Below are 24,493 nucleotides of genomic sequence, written 5' to 3' on the forward strand. Positions count from 1 at the left end.
ATTAAACTACGCTTACTCCTTTAATTGCCAGTTATGATCATAAAAACCGGCCATCTTCAGGGCTCCGGCGCCGCTGTGCAGCATGTCCAGTTCAAAGATCATGAAATCGGGGAAGCCACTGGCGCCTGCATAGTATTGATTGGCAGATGCCGCCTGCATGCCTTTGATACCACTGCCGGTTACGGCCGCTACCGAAGCAATAGAAGAATATTGAATGGGCCATACGATGTAAGCGCCCAGTTGATCGCCGGTCAATGTTTTGTTGCCTGCTGTTATTTTGTTGCGCTCCACCTGTATGGGACAATCATTTAATAATAAGTTCCAGACGCTGTTGGTGGTTTTATTACCATAGAGGATGACGCCGCGGTCTTTATACTTTTCAGGCGTATATTCTTTATCAGCTACTATATCTACAGCCCCATTGCCACGATAGTACCAGGTCTCCGCATCAAAGAGGGCTTTGCTCCGGCTCCAGGTGTTCTCTTCTTTATTGCCAGTGGTACCATATACCAGTATCATGTTGTGATTAAAAGCCTCCTTAAAGGTGCCGTAGCGATGCGGGCCTTTCTGCCGGGCATCGGGTTGTTGAGAGATTACCCATTGCGTGCCTTCTTTCAATAACAATAAGCTGTCTTTATTGCTTTGGGTGGTATAACTGATAGGATTGCCTCCATCGAGGGTCACTTTGAGTGCAGCGCCGGATGGGAAGTCACTAAGGTGAAATTTCAGCAGGCGAATGTTATTGGTAGTGCCACTGATGCTGCCGGCGGCTCTATCCCTGCGAAGCTGCATACGGCTGTATTGCAGGGGATGCATTTGCTGCAGGATCGTAGCCCAGCGGAAAGAGGCAGAAATACCCGGACTGGCTGTACTGAAGTCAATGGTGTTGACACTGCTGTCGGGCAGGCGGTGATGCCACTGAAAGAAATCGAACAAGGGTTTCCAGTCTACACTGTGGTCGCCAAACCAGTGACTACCGCCGGGGTATTCGTAATAGCTAAGATCGGCATGAAAATCACCCAGTAGCTTGCGCATCTGCCGGGCGTAGTTGACAGATACCGTTCTGTCATCATCACCATGAAAGATATACACGCCATGCGCCTTGTAATTGGTGGCCAGTTTGGGTACATCGCTCTGATTGCCGGCACGCAGCAGGAGTTGTTCCAACGGATTGCTGCTGCTGTCGGGTATCAGTCCGTCGGCCGATCCATACCCCTTCATAGTGGGATAGCCGGCACAGGGTGCAATAGCGGCCCACTGATCGGGATAGGTTGCACCGAGGAACCAGGTGCCGTGACCACCCATGGAGTGACCGGTGAGGTAAATGTTGTGCGGATTGGGTTTGAAGGTTGTCTTGGCAATGTTCAATACTTCCATCGCATCCAGGCGTCCCCAGTCTTCCCAGTTAAAGCCGCGTGGTCTGCGGTTGGTGGCTGCCACGAGCGTACCCCAGTCTTTGGGCTTGTAGGCCCTGGCCTGGCCGATGGCTTCTACGCCGGCGCCGTGTACGGATAAGAATAAAGCGCTGTTGCTGGTGTGGGGAGCAGACTGTGGGGTAACGGAATAGTATTGCAGGCTGCCATCAATAGCGCTGGTAAATGTGCTGTTGTATTGTTCGGCCGGCATTACGGCTTCAATATTGATTTTCTTTTCATCCAGTGTTTTCCCTTTATCCAGTATGGTAAGGGTGCATTCATATTTGCCTTTGGCGTTAATGCTGCTGCCATCAAAGCTGAAAGGGATCTTGCGGGATGACATGGCAGGAATGGCGGGCACGCCAATAGAAACCTGCTTGCCTTGCAAAGTGGCTTTAATGAGTAAATTTTTCAACTCTTTCGTACTGGTATTCAGCACTACTACTGCTCCTTGTAAAACACCTGCCTGCAGACCTGGCACCACAAAGGGCAACGTAAGGTCTTCTGTATTCAACGTTACCGGCTTTTCCGGGAAGAGGAGACTGGCTACGGCCGAAGCTCCCCGTACATAAAACTCATTGAGCCCCTTTTTGAGTTGGATGGGAATATATAAGAAACCTATGCTATAAGGATCGCCTGTATGTTGTTCTCCATTTACAAATACGCCACTGTTGCCCTTGATGTTGAGCAAGGCTGTCTGTGCTTTGGGCGAAGTATAAGTAAGGTAGATATAGCTGCCACCGGCACCCAGTCCGCCCCGGATAGCACCGGGTGTAACACCGGGACCTGCGGGCGCTCCGCCCCTTCCGGCGCCACTACGCAGGCGGAGGCGATTAATACTGTCGGCCTCAACGGGTTGCCATACAATGGCCTGCCCTCTTTCATTCCTGCCAATGGTATCACCGGCTACCGGTGTTTTTAAGGTGCCGGTATAAAGGCGATAGGCCAGTTCATCACTGTATACGGCTTCCCGGCCATAGCGGCTGGGCAGGTTGGCGATGAGGCCTTGTTTGAAGTAGACTTCCTGCGAAAAAACAGGCAGTGATGCCAGGAGGCAACACAGGATGACGTACGTTACTACTATTCGCTTCATAATGCAGGAGTGATAGGTACAACCCGGGCCAGGCCTGAGCTAAATCGTTTCTGATGGAGTAAAATTATTGATTATTGAGAGAATGGAGGTAGAGAAAGCTTCATAAAAAACGAAACCCGGAAGTTTGATTGCTCAGGGACGACCGGGGATAGGATAAATTAAAGGTAATACTTTGTACAGGAATAATTGATAAGAAATAATGATTTGTTTACTGGTATTTTCAGGATTTACGCGCTATTTTGGAGCATTCAAATCGCGCATCTATGAAAAACATCAGTAAACAGTTTATTGAATACCTGTACAATCATTTTATCGGCAACTTTATCGGCTTTGTTATTGGCATGGCTTCTGCCCGCCTGGTATCCCATTATTTTACTACCCGCAGTATTAAAAATCTCTGGGGACTTGCCGCCCGCAAAACAGTGGTTGATAAACAGACTTTCAGTCTGATGGAATGGTCTATTTCAATCCTGATCGGATTTATTGTTTTTGAGCTTATTTCCAAATGGGTGAAGAAGAAAACAGATGCCCTGTTGCCCAGGTATAAACTTACCCGTTGGATGGCGTCTGAGCAGGCATTGCAAGAAACAGCCACTACACCGGCTCAAAAGTGAGGAAGTTCTCACCGTCCAATCATGTTAGCCTCTGCCTCGCCATTGCTTCGTACCATCTTCGCTTTCTGCGGGAGCCAACCCTTAGTAAGTGCGCTTTTGCCTCGAAGCATAGTCGAAGGAAAGGCGGCACGTAAGGTCCTGCAAATCCTCTAAATCATGGTTCTGACAGCTTTGTTGAACATTTGGCACTAGTGTGGTCGAACAAGCGTTAAACGAAATGTTGCCGACTGCTTCGGATAGCTTAATTTCAGTTCCGTACATGAAAAAGAAGTATGCACATATTGACCTATCACCTGACCTTCAGGTTTTTAGGGCCAATTATATAGCGGCCACTGAAGTGGAAGCTACTATAGGTCCTATTACCTGCTATAAAGTGCATGGCCGTTATTTTATCCGCACCAAAAGCTCCCTCACCGGCAAACGGGTCAAAAAAGATAAACGCTTTCAACGCACCATGCAGAACGCTGGCATACTGGCATTAGCTGCTAAGTGTGTAACTCCCATTTATAATGCGCTCACAGAAGACTGGCGTTGCCACGACCTGTTCCGCAAGTTGGTAGGTGTTGGTGTAAAGTTATTGCACCAGGATCAAGGCTGTGCAAAAGAAGCAATACAGCAGGCAGTGCATATAGAACTGACCCGGCTGGGTTATAGAACCGAGTGGCCGGTATGGGAACTACCACCCAATATGCAGCAATGGATAGAAGAAGAGCAACCGGAAATGCCGGATTCAGCTTCAGGAGCTCAATGCGGCACAACCAATGTAGCTAATATTATATTTTACTTATCCTTCACCATGTTATCAAACGACCAGCGGCCATTGCCGACAATTAAGAAGTAAATAAGCAAAAGCAATACGAGGATGGAAAGGGCCAATTCGGAATAGGGTGTCCATAACCCATCAGATGAATTGACAAAGATGATAGCGCCCAGCAGTATAGGTATCTGTATAAGACAGGCGAGCCGTGTGGCCAGGCCTATCGCCAGCAAAAAGCCACCCAGCATGTGTGCAAATACAACATAGTGACCAATTACCAGTAATGCAAAAGAGGGACTTGGTATTGCGTTGGCCAATCTATCCAACTCCAGGCTCATGTGGGAAAGAAAATCAATTCCTTTATAGCACAGAAAAATGCCAAAAACAACCCGTATGAGGTCTATCCATTTCGGATGATGTGTATCACCCCAATGTTCAATGCGTTGCAGAAGATTCATATAGCAATGATTTAGGTGATCGGAGAAAGAACTGGTATAAAGTTACGCTATTTGGTAATAGCGGCGAGTGGGCATTTGCTTCGATGACTGTTGCTTTACTTATGTACGAAAAATAATCCACAATTCCTATACCCACTTACCACATAAAACTTTGAATTCTTTAAGTTTTGCTTTGATTTTTGCAATCGTGTCATTTTATAATCACTGTACCTTTACCAGGCATTTCTCCCATCGTTCTATCCGTCCATGTTATTTAGTTAGCCATAACCTTACATCCTTTAAGTCTGAAGGAAAGGTATTCTATTATTCATACATCGAACCATCATGATAAAACTACAAGTCAACAGTAAAAGCTATTCCGTTGAGGCAAGTCCGCAAATGCCCTTGCTATGGGTATTGCGTGATATGCTGGGACTCACGGGAACAAAGTTTGGTTGCGGCATGGCGCAATGCGGCGCCTGTACTGTTCACCTGAACGGGGAAGCAGTACGCTCCTGTGTAACGCCGGTTTCGCGGGCTGCCAACCAACAGGTAACTACTATTGAAGGACTCTCTTCCAATTTGAGCCATCCCCTGCAACGGGCCTGGCTGGAAGAAGATGTATTACAGTGCGGCTATTGCCAGAGCGGCCAGCTTATGTCGGCAGCAGTATTGCTGCGCGAGAAGCCTGATCCTACGGATGAAGATATTGACAAGGCTATGAGTGGTAATATCTGCCGTTGCGGTACTTATCCGCGGGTACGTAAAGCTATTCACCGGGCCGCTCAATTACAAAAAGAAGGAGGTAAACAATGAGCACTACACCTGCCATGAGCCGCCGGAAGTTTTTACAAACAACCAGCGTTTTTGCCGGAGGATTACTGATCCCTTTTGTGGTGCCAGCAGGCGCCAAACGCATGGGCATTTTTGATGCCCCGGCAGCGGGTGCAGATGGCAGCGCCGTTGCCTTTGCTCCCAATGCCTACCTGGGCATCGGAAAAGATAATACCATACATATTATGCTGGCGCATGTGGAAATGGGACAAGGCGTATGGACAACCCTGCCCATGCTGATCGCTGATGAACTGGATTGTGACTGGAATAAGATCAAGGTAGAACATGCGCCACCCGGGCAACCTTATGTTCACACAGTGTATGGTCTGCAAATTACGGGCGGGTCCTCCTCTACCTGGTCAGAGTTTGACCGTTATCGCCAGGCAGGCGCTACGGCGCGCACTTTACTGGTAGCTGCCGCGGCACAACAGTGGGGCATTGCACCGGAAGCATGCAGTACCGCCGATGGATTTGTGATAGCCGGTGATAAAAAAGTGAGTTATGGAGAAGTAGCCGATGCAGCCGCCAAGCTACCACCACCGGCTAATGTAACGCTAAAGCCAGCCAGTGAATGGAAGTATATCGGTAAAGGAAGGAAAAGGCTGGACACGGGCGAAAAGATCAATGGGCAGGCAAAGTTTGGGATGGATATACAATTCCCCGGCCTGCTTACTGCCCTGGTAGCACGCCCACCGGTATTTGGCGGTAAGGTGAAGTCTTTTGATGCCACCAAAACAAAAGCCATTCCCGGCGTAAAGCAGGTAGTGAAGGTGCCATCGGGTGTAGCCGTGATCGCCGATCATTTCTGGGCAGCCAAACGCGGACGTGATGTACTGAAAGTAGAATGGGATATTGACCCGGTACTGGCTATTGACAGTAAAAAGTTATGGGATGATTACCGGAAGCTGGCCGCCACGAAAGGAGCTGTTGCGGCGCAGGCGGGTGATGTGGCAGCGGCTTTACCCAAAGCAACCAGTACTATTGATGCAGAATATACATTGCCCTACCTGGCGCATGCGCCTATGGAGCCGTTGAACTGTACCGTAAAGATCACGGGTAATAAGTGCGAGATATGGACCGGCACCCAACTGCCCGGCCTTGATCAGGCCAACGCGGCAAAGATATTGGGCTTTCAACCCGAACAGGTAGCCGTGAACACGGTATTCCTGGGTGGCGGCTTTGGACGACGCGCTACGGCGACCTCTGATTTTGTAGCAGAAGCCGTGGAAGTAGCCAAAGCCAGCGGCAAACCAGTTAAAACGGTGTGGACGCGGGAAGATGATATCCGCGGCGGTTATTACCGGCCTGCCTTTATGCACCTCGTGCGTATAGGATTGGGGGCTGATAAGATGCCCACAGCCTGGCAACACAGTATAGTAGGCCAGTCTATCATGACCGGCACTATGTTTGAAGCAGGTATCAAAAATGGTATAGATGAGACTTCTGTGGAAGGCGTCCATGATTCGCCTTATATGGCCGCTATTCCCGATCGCCTTATTGAGCTGCACTCTCCCAAAAGCAAAATACCGGTATTGTGGTGGCGTTCTGTAGGGCATACCCATACTGCCTTTGTGATGGAAACGATGATTGATGAACTGGCGCATGCTGCCGCGAAGGACCCTGTGGAATTCCGCCGGTCATTGTTGAAGACACATCCGCGTCACCTGGCCGCCCTTAACCTGGTGGCAGAAAAATCCGGCTGGGGCACTTCGTTACCTGCCGGGCATTTCAGGGGTGTGGCGGTACATGAATCTTTTGGCAGTTTCGTGGCGCAGGTAGCTGAAATTTCTCTTGATAAAGGAACGCTACGGGTGCATCGCGTCACCTGCGCGATAGATTGCGGACTGGCGGTGAACCCGGATGGTGTAGCGGCCCAGATGGAAAGCGGTATTATATTCGGTCTCACAGCGGTCCTATATGGTGAGATCACATTGGAGAAAGGACGTGTGCAACAGCGGAATTTTCACGACTACCGCATGCTGCGTATGCAGGAAACACCGGCCATCAGTGTTCACATTGTTCCCAGTACAGAAAAGATGGGCGGCGCCGGCGAACCTGGCGTACCTCCCATAGCACCGGCCATCGTGAATGCCATTTTTTCGGCTACCGGTAAGCGGATACGCAGTCTGCCGTTACAGGCTGGCGATCTGCAGGGCAATGCATGAGATTTTCATCAGTAAATGACAGGACATGAAACAAACTAAAAGGTTTATTTTATACACGCTATGTATAGTGGCCAGCTTATCACTGGCGGCTGTTAGTATTCAACCGGGAAAGAAGGCAACAAGGCATAAAGGCATTGAGGCAACGAAGGATGAAGCGGCCTCCAAAGAAGCCTTCCTTGCTGTATATAAGGTGCTGATGAGCCCGCGGTGCATGAACTGTCATCCGAAAGGTGATGCACCCTTACAGGGCGATGACAGCCACGTGCATACGATGGATGTTACCCGCGGGCATGATGGCAAGGGATTGTACGCCATGAAATGCGCCAACTGCCATCAAAGCGGTAATACGCCAGGACTTAATATGCCGCCCGGCAATCCCAACTGGCACCTGCCGCCGGCTGATATGCCGATGGTATTTGAAGGCAGATCCCCGAAGGAGTTGGCCCTGCAATTGAAAGACCCCAATCAAAACGGCCATAAGACCCTGCAGCAGCTAATTGACCACGTATCAAAAGACACCCTTGTATTATGGGGCTGGAATCCCGGCGATGGCCGTAACCGACCGCCTTTAAAACATGCGGAGTTTGTAAAACAGTTTAAGACGTGGGTGGCAAAGGGTGCAGCAGTGCCGGATTGATTATTGTTTCAACACTTTTACGGTGAGTTTGCGGCCGGAGACGGGATTGCGGATGATGAGCATATAGATGCCAGGCTTGAGGCCGGTTACCGGAATAGATTCATGGTGATAGCCCGGCATCAATTCCCTGGAACGTGCCAGCACCTGCTGGCCGGTGGCTGTATACAAGGTAAGCAAGACCGACGTCGTCTCTTCAAGGTATAATTTTATGTATAAGGTCGTTTGTACCGGATTGGGATACACCAGCGCAAAACCATTGCCAGTACCCAGATCAATCTGTATTGCATTCGGCTGGTGCAAGCCCTGCGTACAAATGGGATTGATACCTGCAGTAGCGATCACCGTCTCCCCTACAGTACTTTCAATAGCATAGCCATTTACAACAGCACTGCTGCCTGCACTGGCAATTGTCACCTGTTTTGCCTGTTGCGCTTGTCCGTGAGTGGCTAATAACAATAGGGCGAGCAGGTAAAGCAAACTACTGCTGAAAAAACGCTTATTTACCATAGTGCAATAGCTGGTCAATGGTTATTGTTTTACAGATTCTTCCGGCGCTACGCCACGCTCTCTGTTGGCTGTACCTGGTAATTTCCCTTTGCGCACATCATTGAGTAGCGTACCCCGCTCTGCTTCCGGCTTCAGCTCTTCTACCGGTATGCGGTGCTCCCTGGCATAGGCATCATGACGGATGCCGGTGACCATCCAGGATATTTTACCATTGGGCGCGCCACCCGCTACACGGAATTTGTTGCCTGTTATTTCCTGCGCTATATAGATATTGGGCGAAGGTTTGCCGATAGCTGTAAGCTGGTAACGGAAATCCATGTTGAGCGCTTCAAAGTAACCGGGTAAAGTAATGGTGGCCTCCCCCCTGCTATCCAATACTACATTACCGTTGTAGATGTTCATCATATCGGGCGATTCCACGAAGGAATGGGAGAGGTATTTGTTCTGCGGATCGAGCGGGTGATCAATTTTAAAACTACCGGCAGCCTTGGACAGCGTACCATTTACATGCACCCTGCCCTGGAAATAACCGGCATAAGATCCTGTACCAGCACCTTCCCCATAAATAGCAAAGGTGTTAGCGCCAAGCGCATATCCCCATACAGCTTTGGCGTTGCCCGATCTTGTGGCCTGCCCAAATACGCCAGCTGCATATTGGTCATTGGAACCGGTGGAGCCAAAAACACCTACTGACTGCCCGGTGGTGGATAATACCTGTCCGCCTACCGCAGCCGCACTGTATCCTGTGCCATAGCTGTAGGCATTGAGGCCGATACTGTTGGCGTCATTGGCATATAGGATAAGTGCTCTGCCACTGGCGGCTGTCCAGGTTTGCCCCACGTGGTTGTGATCACTACGGGAAAGGGTATTCTGTATTCCATTGCCACCAAAGGCTGCACTGAGGGTCACCGCACCGTCAGCGCCTCCACCCACTAACCCGGCACCTGCATTGACTGCGGCAATATCGCCATTACCGGTGATGGTAATGGTGTTGTCTGTTACATCAAGCGTGGTTCCACCAGTAGCAGCCAGTGTTACCTCATCTTTTAGACCATTGAAACTTTTCACTACCTGTGCCGCGGGTATCTTAGTGGCTGTAACCGCATTGTCGGCAATCTTTGCGGTGACCACTGCATTATCGGCCAGTTTCGCCGAATTCACTGCTGCATCAGTGAGTTTCGGCGTGGTGATCACTCCGTCTCCCACTTTCGCTGTAGTGATTACATGGTCAGGTAGCTTGGGGGTTGCCACAGCGCCGTCTGCAATTTTATTAGTGGTGATCGTATTGGCGCCAATAACGGTAGCATTTTGTGCGCCGCTTATGTCACCTGTGAGTGATCCGGTGAAACTGCCGGCTTTCTCAGCCTGCAAGGCATAGGGTACTGCAATCAGTTCCATGGTGGCCAGGGGTGTATAGCTGCTGCCCCCGTTGATGTCTACTTCCACCTGCAGGAATTTGGCGCCTGTACCCCAGGCAACGTCGGCAAATACGCCGGAGACGACTGTTCCTCCCCCTATCTGCAGGTTTACCAGTCCAAAAGAACTGGTGGTGGTGTTGTGCCGTTCGCTGTACAACACAGTCCCTGTAGCTGCGCCATCACGGATACTAAAGCGCAGGCTTACGTTGCGGCTGGCTATAATGGCGCCATTGGTATTCCTGACCACAGCCTGGTAGTTGAATTTGCGGGGAGCTTGCGCCTGCAGGGAATGGCAGACGAGCATAATCAAAAAGCTTAACAGCAGTTGCTTCATACAGGAGTGTTTCGGTATGAGGGAGATACTGCAAAGCTATACTGCCATGGGACCGCAGGGGGCGGTTTGTATGTGAACTGCAGGAGTTTGTATGTGAATGTCTGAACCGGGATAAATGAATCTTTGAATTGAATAGCGGCAGGCTTATCTTTAGCATCCAACTTTACAAGTTATATGAAGCCATTCCTTTTTATTGCCCTTATTACAACGATTGCGTGCGCAGGTTGCAGCACTGCCAGGCATACTTCCACCAACGACGGATGGATCAACCTGTTTAATGGTAAGGATATTAATGATTGGTTTGTGAAGATCCAGCACCATGACGTAGGGGTGAACTTTGGTAATACTTTCCGGGTGGAAGACAGTATGATCCGGGTAAGTTATGATCAGTATGGCGACTTCAATGACCAGTTTGGCCACCTGTATTATAAAACACCTTTTTCTTATTATCACCTGAAGCTGGAATACCGGTTTGTGGGTCAACTGCAGCGTGGCGCCCCCTCCTATACTTTACGCAACAGCGGTGTGATGTACCATTCACAGGACCCGCGTACCATGTCCAAAGAGCAGGACTGGCCCATCTCTGTGGAAATGCAGTTCCTGGGCGGACTGGGTGATGGCAAACCAAGAACAACGGGCAATATGTGCTCTCCCGGCACCCATATTGTATACCAGGGCAAGCTGGATGACCGGCATTGCATTAACTCTACTTCCAAAACGTATGATGGCGATCAGTGGGTACGGGCCGAACTGATCGTACTGGGAGATTCCCTGATCACCCATATTATTAATGGCGATACGGTGATGCAATATTCCAAACCGCAAATAGGTGGGCCCGTTGTGAACCGTTATGACCCGGCCATTAAGCAAGACGGCAAATTGTTGAGCAGCGGGTTTATAGCACTGCAAAGTGAAGGTCAGCCGGTAGACTTCCGGCGGATACAGTTGAAGGATCTTTCGGCGCTGAAAAAGTAATAGTCCGCAGGGACCCTTTCAGGAGACCCCGCGGAGAAAATTAAATAGACCCTGCGGGGAAGCTATTCATTGACCAGTATTATTTTGCCGATATGCCTGCTGCTTTGCATGAGCCGGTGGGCTTCGGCCGCTTCTTCAAAAGAAAAGGTTTTATAAATAACAGGCTTGTATTGCCCCGCTTCTATTAAAGGCCATACCTGTTGATGGATATCGAGGGCAAGCGCTTTTTTGTAACTGTATTCCCGGTTACGCAAGGTGCTGCCGGTAACTGTAAGGCGTTTGCGCATGAGTTTGAATAGGTTCAATTGCACTTCATTCCCTTCCACGGCATTGATGTATACCAGTCTGCCTTCGGGACTTAGTATGTTAAGGTTCTTATCGAGGTAATCGCCGCCTACCATGTCCAGTATAACATTTATTCCTGTAGTGGCCAGTTCCTGTTCAAAATCCTGCGTTTTGTAGTTGACATATTTCTTAGCCCCCAGCTCCAGGCAGGCTTTGCCTTTTTCGTCTGAACCCACTGTAACAAAAACCTGTACCCCAAAGGCCCTGCCCAGTTGAATAGCTGTAATGCCAATACCACTACTACCGCCATGCACCAATAGTTTTTCCCCTTGTTGCAACCTGGCCCTTTGAAAAAGATTGGACCATACAGTAAAGATGGTTTCCGGCAGACTGGCCGCTTCGGCAAAACTGAATCCTGCAGGAATGGGCAGGCATTGGCCTTCCTGTACCGTTGCCATTTCTGCATAACCACCTCCGGCAATGAGAGCGCACACGTTGTCGCCCGGCTTCCATAGGGTAACAGCATCACCGCATTGGATGATGATCCCAGCTACTTCCATACCGGGAATATCAGCCGGCGCGCCCGGAGGCGCGGGATAGTTGCCCTCACGTTGCGAAAGATCGGCCCGGTTAAGACCGGCGGCCTTCACGGCTATCAACACTTCATCGGGTGCGGGCGAGGGGGTAGCATATTCCTGTACCTGTAATACTTCCGGTCCGCCCGGCTGCGTGATCACAACTGCTTTCATATTGTTGCTTGTATAAAAGCAACAAAGATGCGTGTTTATTGCTTTCCTTTTGCCGGCACATAGGTAAGTACTGCCATGCCACAGTCATAAGATTGGGAGGCAACCAAAGTGAGGTCCCGTTTATAACCAGGGTCTTTAAAGATCGACAATCCGCTGCCCAGCGCTACAGGATTCACAAATAAATGGAACTCGTCAATAAGTCCTGCCGCAATAAGGGAGGATACAAAGCTGGCGCCGCCATATACGATCATATCCTTGCCGTCCTGTTTTTTTAGTGTATTGATCTCTTCTGCCAGGTTGCCTTTGGCCAGGCTGGTATTTTCCCATACCGATTGGCTGAGCGTTTTGGTAAATACTACCTTATGGGCTGCTGTGATGGCTTTGGCAAAAGGATATTGCGGATCACCGGGATTGGATGCCACCCTGGCCCAATGGTCAATAAAACCTTCTGCTGCCATTTTCCTGCTGGGCAGTACGGTATCAATAGTAGCATGCAGGTCGATGAAATACTTTTGTAACGGATCATCCCAGGTCCAGGTTGGCCCCCAGTTCCAGATCATCCAATCCGTTCTTCCCTGCGAGTCGGCTATATAACCATCAACGGATATTTGTATTTGCAGTTTGAGTTTTTTCATGGCTTGTGGTGTTTACACTATTGTTATCAAAAGTAGCGGGTTGGCAGTTGGGCCTGCTGGTGTCAATGCGACATTTAAAGGGGCCGTTTGCGGCAGGAAAGGCCGGCACAAGTACGCTAACGCACAGGAACCCGGTTGCATACTTGCACCAGGTCGTATATAATAAAATAAACTTTCAGAAATATTTGAAAGTTTGGAATAGTATAGTATCTTTGACTCAGCAAACGTTCTTATACCAACCATCAAAATACAACTGGTATGAACACCATCGCCTACATCCTCTACCTGTTTATCACTTATCTTATTACTGTACGGGTGGGTTTTATTTTCTACCGCAATGGCCGTGTGTTTATCCTGGAGTTGCTGCACCATGATGTACAGCTTACGGACTTTATTAACCGCATACTACTCACCGGTTATTACCTGCTAAACCTGGGTTATGCCACCGTGATGCTAAGCACCTGGGATACGATCCTCACCTGGAAAGACCTGGTATTGAGCATCGTGATGATGACGGGTAAGATTATGCTGACGCTGGCCGTGGTCCATTTCTGCAATATGGCCGCGATCTATTTAATCAGCAAACGCAATCAACATTTCCTTAACTCCAAAATATAGTATATGAATACCTCCTACAATTTTATGGCTTATCTGATCTATCTGCCCGTAGTGATTATTCTTACCTGGTATGTGGCCCATACCCTGTTCAAAAACAGTAAGGTGTTTATGCTGGATATTTTCAGCGGGAAGACAGAGATCGCCACTGCTACGAATAAACTGTTTGAAACCGGCTTTTACCTGCTGAACCTGGGCTTTGCTTTCTGGGTGATGGAAATATCCCATGATCTGGAAGCCACCCGCAGTATGCTGGAAGTGCTGAGCGCCAAGATCGGTGGGTATTGTATTTACCTTGGCATCAGCCTGTTCTTTAACCTGTACCTCTTTTTCCGTGGCCGGAGAATCTCGAAGGAAAAAGCCCGGCTGGCTGCGGCAGCTAATTTTCCGGTTCCTAACGCGTAAGAAAGGCAGAGAGACATAAAGGCAACGAGGACGTTTGAGTCGATTAAGAAAGTAATGGTTTACCTGTATGGATTAGCTTACATTTTTCTACGCGCCTTTCCTCACAAGCGAGACCGTCCGGATGATTTCCGGCGGTCTTTTTGTTTTAGATCAATGATCGGAAACAACTATCGGTCAGGAACAATTGACCCACATCAAAAAGCGCCGTTCTGGCGACATTCTACGACAATCAGGCCCCCGGGATTATAATAGTTTCAACCATGCTCTCGTTTGTACATAAGCGAAGCAGCAGCAGCCTTCGCCAACCTTATACCTAACCCATATCGATGAAAAAGTATTACCTGTACAATGGCGCCCGCCAATACGGGCCATTCAGCTTTGCCGAACTGAAACACCAGCACCTGCTCCGCGATACCCCTGTATGGTATGAAGGACTGAATGAATGGAAACTGGCCGGATCGGTAGAAGAGCTACAGGGAATATTGCCGCCCGCCTGTCCTCCTCCCTTTATAGTTTCCAATACCGGTAACGGAGCGGCTCCCTCTCCCCTGCCACCCCGGGCTTCTTCAAAGATCAATACCCGGTTCCACAACCAGGTGGTATTCCTTGCCAGCCTGATTGTATTGTTCCTGCTCATCCTGGCGATGGTAGTGATGAGCCGGTGGTAAATGTCCCGGAATGGGAAAAATCATATATATGAAGTAAAATAGTTATGAATATTGGAAGAAGGTTTCTATATTAGTGCCCTGAATATATCCTACCAAGTTATCCTATCTGCCTAAATCCATCTCCCCTGCGGAACCTATCTCCGAACCACAAAAATCAATCTATGCTTAAATTCTACAAGCTGACCAGGTTTGCTATCCCTGTGTTTTTTTCCTTTGCTACATTACCAGCTTTCAGCGCCATTTTTACCGTTACAAATACCAGCAGCAATGTTGGGACTGTAGGTTCACTGGCATGGGCCATTGACCAGGCCAATACTACGCCCGGGGCTGATGTTATTGAATTTGCCTTACCGGCTGACCAGCCCTGTACGATTGACCTGACAGTTGCCCTGCCCACTATTGCGGAAGCGGTTTTCATTAACGGCTATTCCCAGGCAGGTTCTGTACAGGGGCCTATCGCTACCCGTGTCATACGCGTAAATATTAATGCGGCAGGTGTAGGAGGGACTAACAATGCATTTACCATTGCGGCCGGCGCCGATAATGTAACGATTGCCGGCCTGGCTATTTACAGTGCGCCGGGTTATGGTATCCAGGCGCTTCCTTCCGATGTAGACAATTTGCATGTATGGGGCAATTATATAGGAACCGACAGTACCGGCCTGGCCATTACCCATGGCGCTACCCCGCTGGGCAATGTAGGCGGCGGCGTTGATGTGAATGTGACAGCTTCTTTTACAGCTTCCAATAATATTGTAGTAGGTGTTAATGGCGATGGCGTTAATGATGCCAATGAAGGCAACCTGATCGTGAACAGCACCAGCCTCTCCGGCAATAATGGCGATGGCGTGGCACTCTGGCTGTGTACGAATTCGGTAATTGCCGGGAATATTATCGGTCTGAATAAGAATGGTACCGGTGACCTGGGCAATGCCCGCGACGGCATTGTGGTAACGGTGATCAGCAGTAATGTGGTGATTGGCACCAATGGAGATAATGTATCGGATGCTGTGGAAAGTAATCTTATCGGCGGCAATGGAAGGAACGGTATTTTGCTGGCCGGAGAATCTATTAATAATGTTGTCGCCGGCAACACCATCGGTCTGGATGCTGCCAATGCCGCAACGGGCAATGGCGCTTACGGTGTTTACCTGCTCAATACAGCCAGTAACCGCATTGGTACTGATGCCAATGGCACCAGCGATGCACTGGAAGGGAATGTTATTGGCTCGAACACACAGGCAGGCATCCGGATTGAGACCGCCAGCTTTTTTGGGTTTGAAATATCCTCCGACAATAATACTATCCAGGGAAATATTATTGGTACCGATGCCAGCCTGACGCCCGACCGGGGCAATGGCACCAATGGTATTGAACTGATAGCAGGGTTCAGCGGTTTTAATATTGACAACAACATTGTATCCAACAATACGATTGTTAATAACAACAGCAACGGCATACAGGTACTGACACCTGCGGCTGGTACTACCAGCACCGGTAATAAGTTTGCTGGTAATGCTATTTATAATAATGACGGGTTGGGTATTGACCTGGTAGGAGGTATTACAGGTGTTACTGAGCTCAGCGGTGTTACGGTGAATGATGACGGCGATGGAGATGCAGGCGCCAATGACCTGCTGAATGCACCGGTGATCTCTTCTGTGCGGATAGATGGCAGCAACCTGGTGGTAGAAGGATTTACGCGCCCCGGCAGTGTGGTGGAATTCTTTATTGCCGATGCGGCTCCCAATCCCAATCCGCTGCCCGGCAGCTTTACCAAAAGTTTTGGACAGGGACAGGTGTATTTGTTCCGTGCACAGGAAGGCACCACTTTAGGAGGTATTGCCGATGGCGATGCCACCCAGAACACCTATGATGATAACGTAGAAGGCACCGGCACCGGTGGCACCCGCACGGAAGACCGGTTTAGTTTTACGATTGCCCTGAGCTCCTTACCTGCTGCAGTAACTGCCGGCACACGCATTACAGCCGTGGCTTACCTGAATGCTACCGGCGCGGGCAGCACTTCGGAGTTTGGCGGTGTGATGGCAACTGTAAACCTTCCCGTTCACCTTACGTCCTTTAAAGGCCGGATACAGGATGGCAAGTCCTACCTCACCTGGACTACCACTGAAGAGCAGAATAACAGCCATTTTGAAATAGAGAAGAGCACTACCGGCGGCAATTATACGGTGATTGGCCGGGTGAATGGAAAAGGCGGCTGGAATAACCAGTATGATTTTACGGATGAAACAGCGCTGGCCACGGTGAATTATTATCGCCTGAAACAGGTAGACCTTGATGGAAGACCTACTTACAGTAAGATACTGATCCTCAGAACTGACCTGGAGAAGTTTGCAGTGAAGGCAGGACCTAACCCGTTTGCCGGCAATATCAATGTGTTTTATCAACTGGATAAAGAAGAAACATTGCAAATACGCCTGTATGACCAGGCCGGCCGTATCGTGAAGCAATATACTACGCGCGGCGGCGCTGGTGGCAACACGTATAATATCAGCGACCTGAATAGTCTGCCCAAAGGTAATTATACCCTGGAGCTTACCGGCCCAACGGTGAAGCACAGACAGCAGGTGGTAAAGCAGTAGAATTTTAACAGATTATGTTATGATATAAAGGCTCCCAATACGGGAGCCTTTTGTATATTAGGGCATATAACCCCTAACTAACAAACATACATGAAAACCCTTATTACCCCGCTTTCCATTGCCATTGCTATTGTTACCCTTTCCGGATGTGCTTCGATTGTAAGTAAAAGCAACTGGCCGGTAACGTTCCATTCAATTCCTACCGGTGCCCATATTTCTGTTACCAATAAAAAAGGTGCTGAGGTATATTCCGGTAATACACCTGCCACGATGAAGCTGAAATCGGGCGCCGGTTTTTTCAGCAAAGAGTCGTATACGATCGAGTACAAACTGGATGGTTATGAAACCAAAAAAGTAACACTGGAGTGTAAGATCAATGGCTGGTATTTTGGCAATATATTGATTGGCGGCCTCATTGGAATGCTTATTGTAGACCCGGCTACCGGCGCCATGTATAAACTGGATAAAGACTTTATGGAAGAAACGTTAACGAAAAGCAATAGCGCTACTACGGGTGCTCCTGCCAATCCGCCTTCCCTGCAGGTATTGAGTAAGGAACAGGTGCCTGCGGCGTGGGCGAAGCATTTGGTAAGATTGTGAGTTGTCTGACCACTCACTGCTCACATTTTCACGATCCCATCAATGCGTTTCATGAGTTCAATGCAAGCACGGCCGTTGTGGTAAGGACATTTCCACAGGCCGGCTTTATCTTCCCATGACATGATGGTTTTTTCGGTACCGGAGGCTTCGTTGAGTACGCCCCAGCGCCACTCGCCCAATGTGGTATCAATGATGTTTTCCCTGATGAATTCCCAGTTGTTCAGGGTATGCTGCAGGAATGTATTATCCCCACTCACCTGCCAGGCGTGAAAGAAACCCACCAGGGCTTCGGCCTGCGGCCACCAGTGTTTTTCCTTTACCCAAAGGTTAGTAGAGCTGTCCTGCTCGTACCACATGCCGCCATCATAATCCAATCCCCGGGCAGCCGCATAAGCCATTTGCAGCGCCACTTTCTTCACGCGGATGATGAGTTCCCCATCTGAGATCATATGCGCTGCTTCCGTCAGCAGCCAGGATGCTTCCACATCGTGCCCGAAAGAAACGATGGAGCTGCGGGTATGCCAGTGCTCATCAAAGAATAAGGCTTGATGATAGGTAATAGGGTGTACGATATGATCGAGGAAGTTGTTGATGAGCCGGGTGATCTGCCTGCGCAGGCCTTCATCGGGCCAGATGCGGTGGAGATTGGTATAGGCTTCCAGTACATGCAGGTGCGTGTTCATGGATTTCTTCTCGTTGGCGTCTTTGGCGCTTAAACGCAGGTCGCTGAGCGGCCCCCATTCACGGGTGAAGGCTTCATAATATCCTTCCTGTTCTTTATCGTAACTGAACCGCTCTATGAGGGTATATAGTTCAATGGCCCGTTCTTTTACCGGTTCCTGCCGGGTAGCCTTATAGTATTCCGCAAAAGCATAGAGGGCAAAAGCCTGTGCATATACCTGCTTTTTGGTGTCGAAGGGGTGGCCGGCATGATCTACTGTCCAGTAAATGCCGCCCATGGTATCGTCGAGCAAATGAGTAACGATGTATTCATAGGCCCGGGTAGCCATTTTAAGGTATGGCTGATGGCCGGTAAAGTTATAAGCTGCGGAAAAGGTCCATAATATGCGGCTATTCAATACGCTGCCTTTGGGCGCCAGGATATCAACGGTATTGTGGTGATCAATGCTGCCATAGAAACCGCCATATTGCTCATCAATGGCGTGATTCATCCACCAGGATAATATAGAACTGAACTCATGTGCGATCTGGCTGCGGAATGACTGTAACTGATGACGTACAGGTTCATCCTGTATAACAGGGGTTGTCATGCGTAAATATAAGTAATGAAAGAGAAAAGAACGAGGTACATCTACGGAGAGATAGACCCCGGGGTGTAGAATTTGATTTACATCAGTTCCTTCCTATAGGCTCCTTACGCCATGTCCCAATACCTATTGATTATCAATGACTCCTATTATGACTGTTTTTTCCCGGGTTCCAGCGTTACGCCATCTGCCTGCTGATCCAAATAGGGTTGGTTCCCTTCAATGATGTGCAGGAGGTTGCCGGCAGCAGTGGCGGAACGCCATCCATCGGCGGGGGTATGCATGACGTAGTCGGTAAGCCGGGCGACAGTGGAAGTAGCTACATGTAACCGGGTATCGGAAGAGGCATAATAGATGAATACAGTGCCATCCTCATCAGCAATCCATCCGTTGCAAAAGAGCACGTTGGACACATCTCCCACCCTTTCTTCCCCTTCCGGCGCCATAAAATAACCGGCGGGTTTGTAGATGACTTTGGTAATGTCCTGCAGGTCGGTCATGAACAGGTAAAGCACGTAGCGCAGGCCGGCAGCGGTATGTCGCACTCCATGCGCCAGGTGCAGCCAGCCATGTTTGGTTTTGAGGGGTTCGGGACCCAGGCCGTTCTTGGCCTCATAAACGGTATGGTATATTTTCCGGTCAATAACGATCTCTTCTGCTATTTCGGCCTGTTCAATGGTTTTACTGAGGCCAAAGCCGATACCTCCGCCGGTGCCGGCATTGATGAAGCCATCCTGCGGGCGGGTGTAAAAAGCATATTGCCCATTTACCCATTCCGGATGCAGCACTACATTGCGCTGCTGGGGGGAAGGCGTTTTCAGATCGGGCAGGCGTTCCCAGTTGATGAGGTCCTTTGTACGGGCAATGCCACATTGGGCAATAGCGGCCGACTGATCGGCCTCCGGCGCTTTGGGGTCCCTTCTTTCAGTACAGAAGAGGCCATAGACCCAGCCATCTTCGTGCTGTACCACCCGCATGTCATAGATATTGGTATCGGGCACGTCCGTTTCAGGCATCATGATGGGATGGTCCCAAAAGCGGAAGTTGTCAATCCCGTTCTCACTTTCGGCCACGGCGAAGAATGATTTCCTGTCTACTCCCTCTACCCTTGCGATGACGATGTATTTTCCCTTCCATTTGATAGCGCCGGCGTTGAATACGGCATTGATGCCAAAGCGCTCCATGAGGTAAGGATTGGTATCATAATTAAGATCGTACCGCCAGAATAAAGGGGTATGCTGGTGTGTAAGCACTGCATTCCTGTAACGGTGGTACACGCCATTGGATGTTTCCATCGCCTCATTGGGAACACGGATTAATTGTTCATAGTTATTTTCCAGTTGCTCTAATCTTTGCACAAATACTTTATACATTGTGTGTGTTGTTTGAATAGTCAAGATGATCTTATTAATATTAAAGTACTGGCTAGTAGTAAATGGCTAGTGGCGAGTGAGCCCACTAGCTACTAGCCATTTACCACTAGCTAATCTTCCAGCTTATCCCACCAGGTCCTCTTTAGAATAAGTACAATAATCAATAGTATGCCTGCAGTTATCAGCAGCGGCAGTTTGAGCCATAGGACGATGTACATGGGCAACAGGGTAAGGCAACATTGCGCGATGATGCCCAGCGCCACATTGAACATATCCAGCTTAAACCGGCGGTTGGGTATAAAAGAGAGGTCGTCTGCTACTACAAGGGCATGCACCGGCTGCCAGAATCCCCAGGGCTTTACAGTACGGTAAAAGTTTTTCAATATGGCCATATCAGTAGCCGGGGCCGTATAGGTACCCACGATACAGCCGGCCAGGGAGATCACAAAGAGCCAGGGCCAGTAATACAGGTCGAGCCCGCCCACCAGTTTGGGAAAGATCAGTGCCGCCACGATACCGCTGGTCATACCCCAGAAAAAGCCGCGGGCATTGAAGCGCCACCAATACCATTTGAGCATGTTGGCCGCGATGTAACCGCCATATAATCCGCCTACGATCCAGTTCAGGATGCTGTTCACATTCTTCGTGAAGAAGCCCAATACAATACCGATGATCACTACAATGAGACCCACCAGGTAGTTCATGGAAATGACCCGCTTGTTGGGGGCATGGGGATCCACATATTTCAGGTAGATATCGTTGACGATGTAAGCCTGGGCGGCATTGAGCGTGCCGGAGAAGGTACCCATGAAAGCGCCCAGCAAACCTGTTAATACCAGGCCGAGAATGCCCACCGGCAGAAAGGCATTGATGGTAGCAGGGAGTACTTTTTCAAAGTCGGTACCTGCAGCAGTATCGCCCAGGTCCAGTTGATGATAGTAGAGTAATGCCAGTACCGTTAACCCAATGATCATGGAATAGCGGATGGGCAGCAGAACAATGGATACAAAGCCGCTCATTTTAGATGCTTCGCGGGGAGAACGGGTAGACAATATTTTCTGCATATCATAGTTGGGAGCCGGCCCGGCCAGGCTGGCCAATACGCCTTTGAAGAGCATCATCATGAAGAAGATCCCAAAAAGACCATAGCCATCATCCGTGATCTTTTTATTGGCAGCGGGCACAATGTTGTTCCAATCGAGGTCCAGCCTCCAGCTAAAGAAGGGATTTTCCCAGCCGGCCGGCACATTGAGTGATTTACCGTGCAGGTTGATCATGGCAATGACAGCAATGGAAATACAGGCCACTGTCATGACGCAATATTTGATCACATCGCCCAGCACGATGCTGTGCATACCACCGAGGATGGAATAGAACATGGCAAAGAGCGTAAAGATGATGCCATAGAAATGCGGCACAAACTCCCGGGATATCGCAAAAGGGACGTAGTCTCTCACCAGTTCCCAGGGAACAAAGATTTCAATGAACTTACCGAGGCCCACAAAGCCATAGGCCAGGAAACCAAAGCAACTGAGCAGGGCAAAGGCTACTACGATATTGTGTGATCCCCGCACGCCTTTTCCACTGCTGCCAAACCGGGTAGCCAGCCACTCAGCGCCGGTGGTGGCATTGGAGCGGCGCAGCCACTTGGATAAGAACATCATCATGAATACCTGGTTGAATACCGGCCATAGCCAGGGTATCCACAGGCTTTTCATACCATACACAAAACAGAGCGCTACCATCCACATGGTGCCGCTGATATCGAACATATCAGAGGCATCACTTAAACCCAGCATGTACCAGGGCAGCTTTTTACCGCCCATAAGGTAGTTTTCCTTGTTGGTACGGGCCTTTTTTCTAAGTACCCAGCCTATGATGACCATGGTGGCCAGGTACGCTACGATGATACTAATGTCAATCAGTGTGAGTTTCATAGAGCTTTTTTGCCGCTACATCTTTTTCAAATAATGTCCTGTCCAGTTGATAAAACCTGATAAAATCCGCTTCAGAGGTTTGTCCTTTATATGGAGCATAGTAATGCCATTTCTTATTCCATTCGGCAAAACCATGGTTGCGCCATACCAGCACATAGGATATTTTATGATCGCCAATGGCTTTGAGTAAGGTTTCTGTCCACCAGTTGGCATAGGGAATGGCTTCATAGCCGGTCTCGGCAAAAGCAGACAGTTTGTTCTTTTCCTGTGCTATTTCAACCAGTAAGCCCAACACCCTGGAGGTATTCTTTACAAACCAATCGTTGGTGCGTGGGTCTTCGTATTGGTAAGCATCAAAGCTTACCATATCCACCATATCATCGTCGGGATAACGCTCCAGGAATTCCTCTTTGGTTTTAACATCACCGGCGGTATTGTATACGTACAGCAGGTTGTGCACTTTCTTTTCCTGCTGGAGGTAATAGATGGTAAAACGCCAGAGGGTCTTGAACTCAAAGGGCGTACAGGCATTGCGGCACCACCAGAACCAGTTGCCCGTTAATTCATGATAAGGGCGAAAGAGTACCGGGATGAGCTCTCCTTTACTTCCTTTGAGCGACAGTAAAAAAGCCGCTACTTTATCGAGCCACTCTTTATATAAAAGATGGTGATCGCCACCGGGCAATATGGAAGCCACGGTTCCATGGGTAGTATCCCAGGCGCCTTTTGCTGCGCCCAGCGGACTGCGCGCATGCCAGCTAATGGTGATGACGCCGCCACGTTCATATCCTTCTTTGATGTACTGGCGCATTTTCTTAAAAGGGATGCCATCGAGGTTGTTGGGATTATCCAGTTCCAGGCCACCAAGGTCCCATCCATAGACAGCCGGATAATCGCCTGCCGCCTCTTTTACATCACTTTTGCCGGCTACATATTTCCATCCTACCCCATAGGCCAGGTCGTCCTGGTGACCAAACATGACACCACTGTTCACTAGCTTTTTGAGGTTGTGGTACAGGTTCACCGTTTCTTTGGTGGCCTGGGGATCGGCAGGATGATCCTGCGCCATAGCGCCGGCTGCCAGCCATATCCCTGTTATCCATCCGGTAATTTTCTTCATTTATTTAACCAGGAGTATGTTATCAAAATACAATGTTTTGGGATCATCATGGATCTGCATGACGAAGGTTTCCAGCTCAGCTACGCCCGCATTTTTGAATATGCCAAGATCAATCTTATAGTAGGTCCAAACATTGGGCGGTATCGTAAGCGTCTGGTCATTGGTCCAATTAAAGTTAAACTTCATTTTCTTTTCTACATCAGCGCCCTTGATCCAGAAGGTAACATATTTATAAGGGGCCAGCGCAGCTTTTACTTTGGCATGTAACTGCATGCCGCCCCAGGCGCCGCCGTATGCCGCCTGCAGCGAGGCTGTACCGGAAATCTTGTCGCTGGTATAGGGCGAGTTGGTAAGGCTCCAGGACCAGTCTTCCCAATCGGCATGTAATGCATCTTTAAAGACAGCATAAGCCTGGTCAATATTGGTGAGCACCTGGGTAGTGGTCATGGTGCCTGATACGTTGGTAATATCCAGCTTGGTGGTTGGCAAAGTAGTGGCCGGCATGGTAATGACCAGTTGTTTGAGGGATTTGGAAACAATGGTGGCTTCGGTAGTAGTGCCGCTTAATACTACTTTGGCGGTAGTTTCAAAATTCCTGCCCGTAAGTGTAATCGTAGATCCTTCACTGAAGTCGACCGGAAATACACTGGATGCGATAGGCACTGCCACGACGTTGATAGGAACAGAAAGCCGCTTACCATCCACATTGGTGAGAATGATATTCTGATCGCCTCCGCTGGCCGTATCGGGTACCCGGAAGATAATGGCGGAAGCAGTATTGAAAGTGGGGTTGAAAGGAGCAGGAATATTGCCCTTGTCAAATATGATAGAACGCATTTGCGCCAGGTCGCTGCCGGTGAGCGTGAGCACGGTGCCACCGGAACCAATGCCGGGGTCCAGCTTATCGGCTTTGGGATTGGCGTGTGCATCACTTTCGGCATCTTTATCGCAGGAGACCATGACCAGTGCGCTGACTGCCAGCAGCAGGATGGTCCGGGGTATGGTCAGGAAAATAGATTTCATATTATATGAGTTTAAAACAATCG

Annotated in this window: 22 protein-coding genes; 11 read left to right on the forward strand and 11 right to left on the reverse strand. The window is 49.3% G+C overall.

The features are described 5' to 3' along the window. Positions 1–12: 12 nt before the first annotated feature. Positions 13–2,508 (reverse strand): carboxylesterase family protein, encoded by a 2,496-nt coding sequence (locus HB364_RS30485; RefSeq protein ID WP_167292232.1) that lies wholly within the window; start codon positions 2,506–2,508, stop codon positions 13–15. A gap of 263 nt (positions 2,509–2,771) precedes the next feature. Between HB364_RS30485 and HB364_RS30490 the strand changes: the two genes are divergently transcribed. Together HB364_RS30490 and HB364_RS30495 are read left to right on the forward strand one after the other, a co-directional pair. Continuing rightward, positions 2,772–3,122, forward strand: a complete 351-nt coding sequence (locus HB364_RS30490; RefSeq protein WP_167292233.1) for a hypothetical protein — start codon at positions 2,772–2,774, stop codon at positions 3,120–3,122. Between the two features lie 259 nt (positions 3,123–3,381). After that, positions 3,382–3,963 carry a hypothetical protein gene (locus HB364_RS30495; protein ID WP_167292234.1) on the forward strand — a complete coding sequence of 194 codons (582 nt, stop codon included), beginning with the start codon at positions 3,382–3,384 and terminating at the stop codon, positions 3,961–3,963. On the opposite strand, the gene HB364_RS30500 is transcribed toward HB364_RS30495, so the two are convergent. After that, positions 3,903–4,337 carry a DoxX family protein gene (locus HB364_RS30500; RefSeq protein ID WP_167292235.1) on the reverse strand — a complete coding sequence of 145 codons (435 nt, stop codon included), beginning with the start codon at positions 4,335–4,337 and terminating at the stop codon, positions 3,903–3,905. The two genes, HB364_RS30495 and HB364_RS30500, sit on opposite strands and share 61 nt — an antisense overlap. A gap of 324 nt (positions 4,338–4,661) precedes the next feature. Between HB364_RS30500 and HB364_RS30505 the strand changes: the two genes are divergently transcribed. From HB364_RS30505 to HB364_RS30515, 3 genes are read left to right on the forward strand one after another with little or no spacing between them, the layout of a single operon-like run. Beyond that, positions 4,662–5,132, forward strand: a complete 471-nt coding sequence (locus HB364_RS30505; protein WP_167292236.1) for a (2Fe-2S)-binding protein — start codon at positions 4,662–4,664, stop codon at positions 5,130–5,132. Beyond that, positions 5,129–7,315, forward strand: coding sequence for a xanthine dehydrogenase family protein molybdopterin-binding subunit (locus HB364_RS30510; RefSeq protein WP_167292237.1), 2,187 nt, complete (start codon positions 5,129–5,131; stop codon positions 7,313–7,315). The genes HB364_RS30505 and HB364_RS30510 overlap by 4 nt, the downstream gene beginning before the upstream one ends. Before the next feature lie 25 nt (positions 7,316–7,340). Further along, positions 7,341–7,952, forward strand: coding sequence for a hypothetical protein (locus HB364_RS30515; protein ID WP_167292238.1), 612 nt, complete (start codon positions 7,341–7,343; stop codon positions 7,950–7,952). On the opposite strand, the gene HB364_RS30520 is transcribed toward HB364_RS30515, so the two are convergent. Both HB364_RS30520 and HB364_RS30525 read right to left on the reverse strand, forming a co-directional pair. Further along, complete coding sequence (locus tag HB364_RS30520) at positions 7,953–8,477, reverse strand: T9SS type A sorting domain-containing protein (RefSeq protein WP_167292239.1); 525 nt, start codon at positions 8,475–8,477, stop codon at positions 7,953–7,955. Between the two features lie 3 nt (positions 8,478–8,480). Further along, a complete protein-coding gene (locus HB364_RS30525; protein WP_167292240.1) occupies positions 8,481–10,211 on the reverse strand; it encodes an autotransporter outer membrane beta-barrel domain-containing protein in 1,731 nt (576 codons plus the stop codon). A gap of 174 nt (positions 10,212–10,385) precedes the next feature. Between HB364_RS30525 and HB364_RS30530 the strand changes: the two genes are divergently transcribed. Continuing rightward, complete coding sequence (locus HB364_RS30530) at positions 10,386–11,186, forward strand: 3-keto-disaccharide hydrolase (RefSeq protein WP_167292241.1); 801 nt, start codon at positions 10,386–10,388, stop codon at positions 11,184–11,186. Between the two features lie 62 nt (positions 11,187–11,248). Here HB364_RS30530 and HB364_RS30535 read toward each other — a convergent pair whose 3' ends face one another. Together HB364_RS30535 and HB364_RS30540 are read right to left on the reverse strand one after the other, a co-directional pair. Next, complete coding sequence (locus HB364_RS30535; RefSeq protein ID WP_167292242.1) at positions 11,249–12,220, reverse strand: NAD(P)H-quinone oxidoreductase; 972 nt, start codon at positions 12,218–12,220, stop codon at positions 11,249–11,251. A gap of 35 nt (positions 12,221–12,255) precedes the next feature. Continuing rightward, complete coding sequence (locus tag HB364_RS30540; protein WP_167292243.1) at positions 12,256–12,855, reverse strand: dihydrofolate reductase family protein; 600 nt, start codon at positions 12,853–12,855, stop codon at positions 12,256–12,258. Between the two features lie 258 nt (positions 12,856–13,113). On the opposite strand from HB364_RS30540, the gene HB364_RS30545 reads away from it, so the two are divergent. From HB364_RS30545 to HB364_RS30565, 5 genes are all read left to right on the forward strand, one after another. Next, the gene (locus tag HB364_RS30545) at positions 13,114–13,473 is read left to right on the forward strand and encodes a hypothetical protein (protein ID WP_167292244.1); all 360 of its coding nucleotides are present in this window, start codon (positions 13,114–13,116) and stop codon (positions 13,471–13,473) included. Between the two features lie 3 nt (positions 13,474–13,476). Continuing rightward, complete coding sequence (locus tag HB364_RS30550) at positions 13,477–13,875, forward strand: hypothetical protein (RefSeq protein WP_167292245.1); 399 nt, start codon at positions 13,477–13,479, stop codon at positions 13,873–13,875. 326 nt (positions 13,876–14,201) lie between these two features. Further along, positions 14,202–14,543, forward strand: a complete 342-nt coding sequence (locus HB364_RS30555; RefSeq protein WP_167292246.1) for a DUF4339 domain-containing protein — start codon at positions 14,202–14,204, stop codon at positions 14,541–14,543. Positions 14,544–14,704: 161 nt separating this feature from the next. Further along, positions 14,705–17,149, forward strand: a complete 2,445-nt coding sequence (locus HB364_RS30560) for a T9SS type A sorting domain-containing protein (protein ID WP_167292247.1) — start codon at positions 14,705–14,707, stop codon at positions 17,147–17,149. A gap of 90 nt (positions 17,150–17,239) precedes the next feature. Then, positions 17,240–17,749, forward strand: coding sequence for a hypothetical protein (locus tag HB364_RS30565; protein ID WP_167292248.1), 510 nt, complete (start codon positions 17,240–17,242; stop codon positions 17,747–17,749). A gap of 20 nt (positions 17,750–17,769) precedes the next feature. Here HB364_RS30565 and HB364_RS30570 read toward each other — a convergent pair whose 3' ends face one another. The 5 genes from HB364_RS30570 to HB364_RS30590 form a co-directional block, all read right to left on the reverse strand. Beyond that, positions 17,770–19,020: an AGE family epimerase/isomerase gene (locus HB364_RS30570; protein WP_167292249.1), complete on the reverse strand. Its 1,251-nt coding sequence runs from the start codon at positions 19,018–19,020 to the stop codon at positions 17,770–17,772. A gap of 146 nt (positions 19,021–19,166) precedes the next feature. Then, complete coding sequence (locus HB364_RS30575) at positions 19,167–20,390, reverse strand: glycoside hydrolase family 130 protein (RefSeq protein WP_167292250.1); 1,224 nt, start codon at positions 20,388–20,390, stop codon at positions 19,167–19,169. Positions 20,391–20,500: 110 nt separating this feature from the next. Further along, entirely contained in the window at positions 20,501–22,327 is a 1,827-nt protein-coding gene (locus HB364_RS30580; RefSeq protein WP_167292251.1) for a sodium:solute symporter family protein, read from the reverse strand. Further along, entirely contained in the window at positions 22,308–23,447 is a 1,140-nt protein-coding gene (locus HB364_RS30585; protein WP_246228665.1) for a glycoside hydrolase family 26 protein, read from the reverse strand. Before HB364_RS30585 ends, HB364_RS30580 begins: the two co-directional genes overlap by 20 nt. Next, positions 23,448–24,470 carry an IPT/TIG domain-containing protein gene (locus tag HB364_RS30590; RefSeq protein WP_167292252.1) on the reverse strand — a complete coding sequence of 341 codons (1,023 nt, stop codon included), beginning with the start codon at positions 24,468–24,470 and terminating at the stop codon, positions 23,448–23,450. Positions 24,471–24,493 lie beyond the last annotated feature (23 nt).

Source organism: Paraflavitalea devenefica (genome assembly GCF_011759375.1).
GTDB classification, from domain to species: Bacteria; Bacteroidota; Bacteroidia; order Chitinophagales; family Chitinophagaceae; genus Paraflavitalea; species Paraflavitalea devenefica.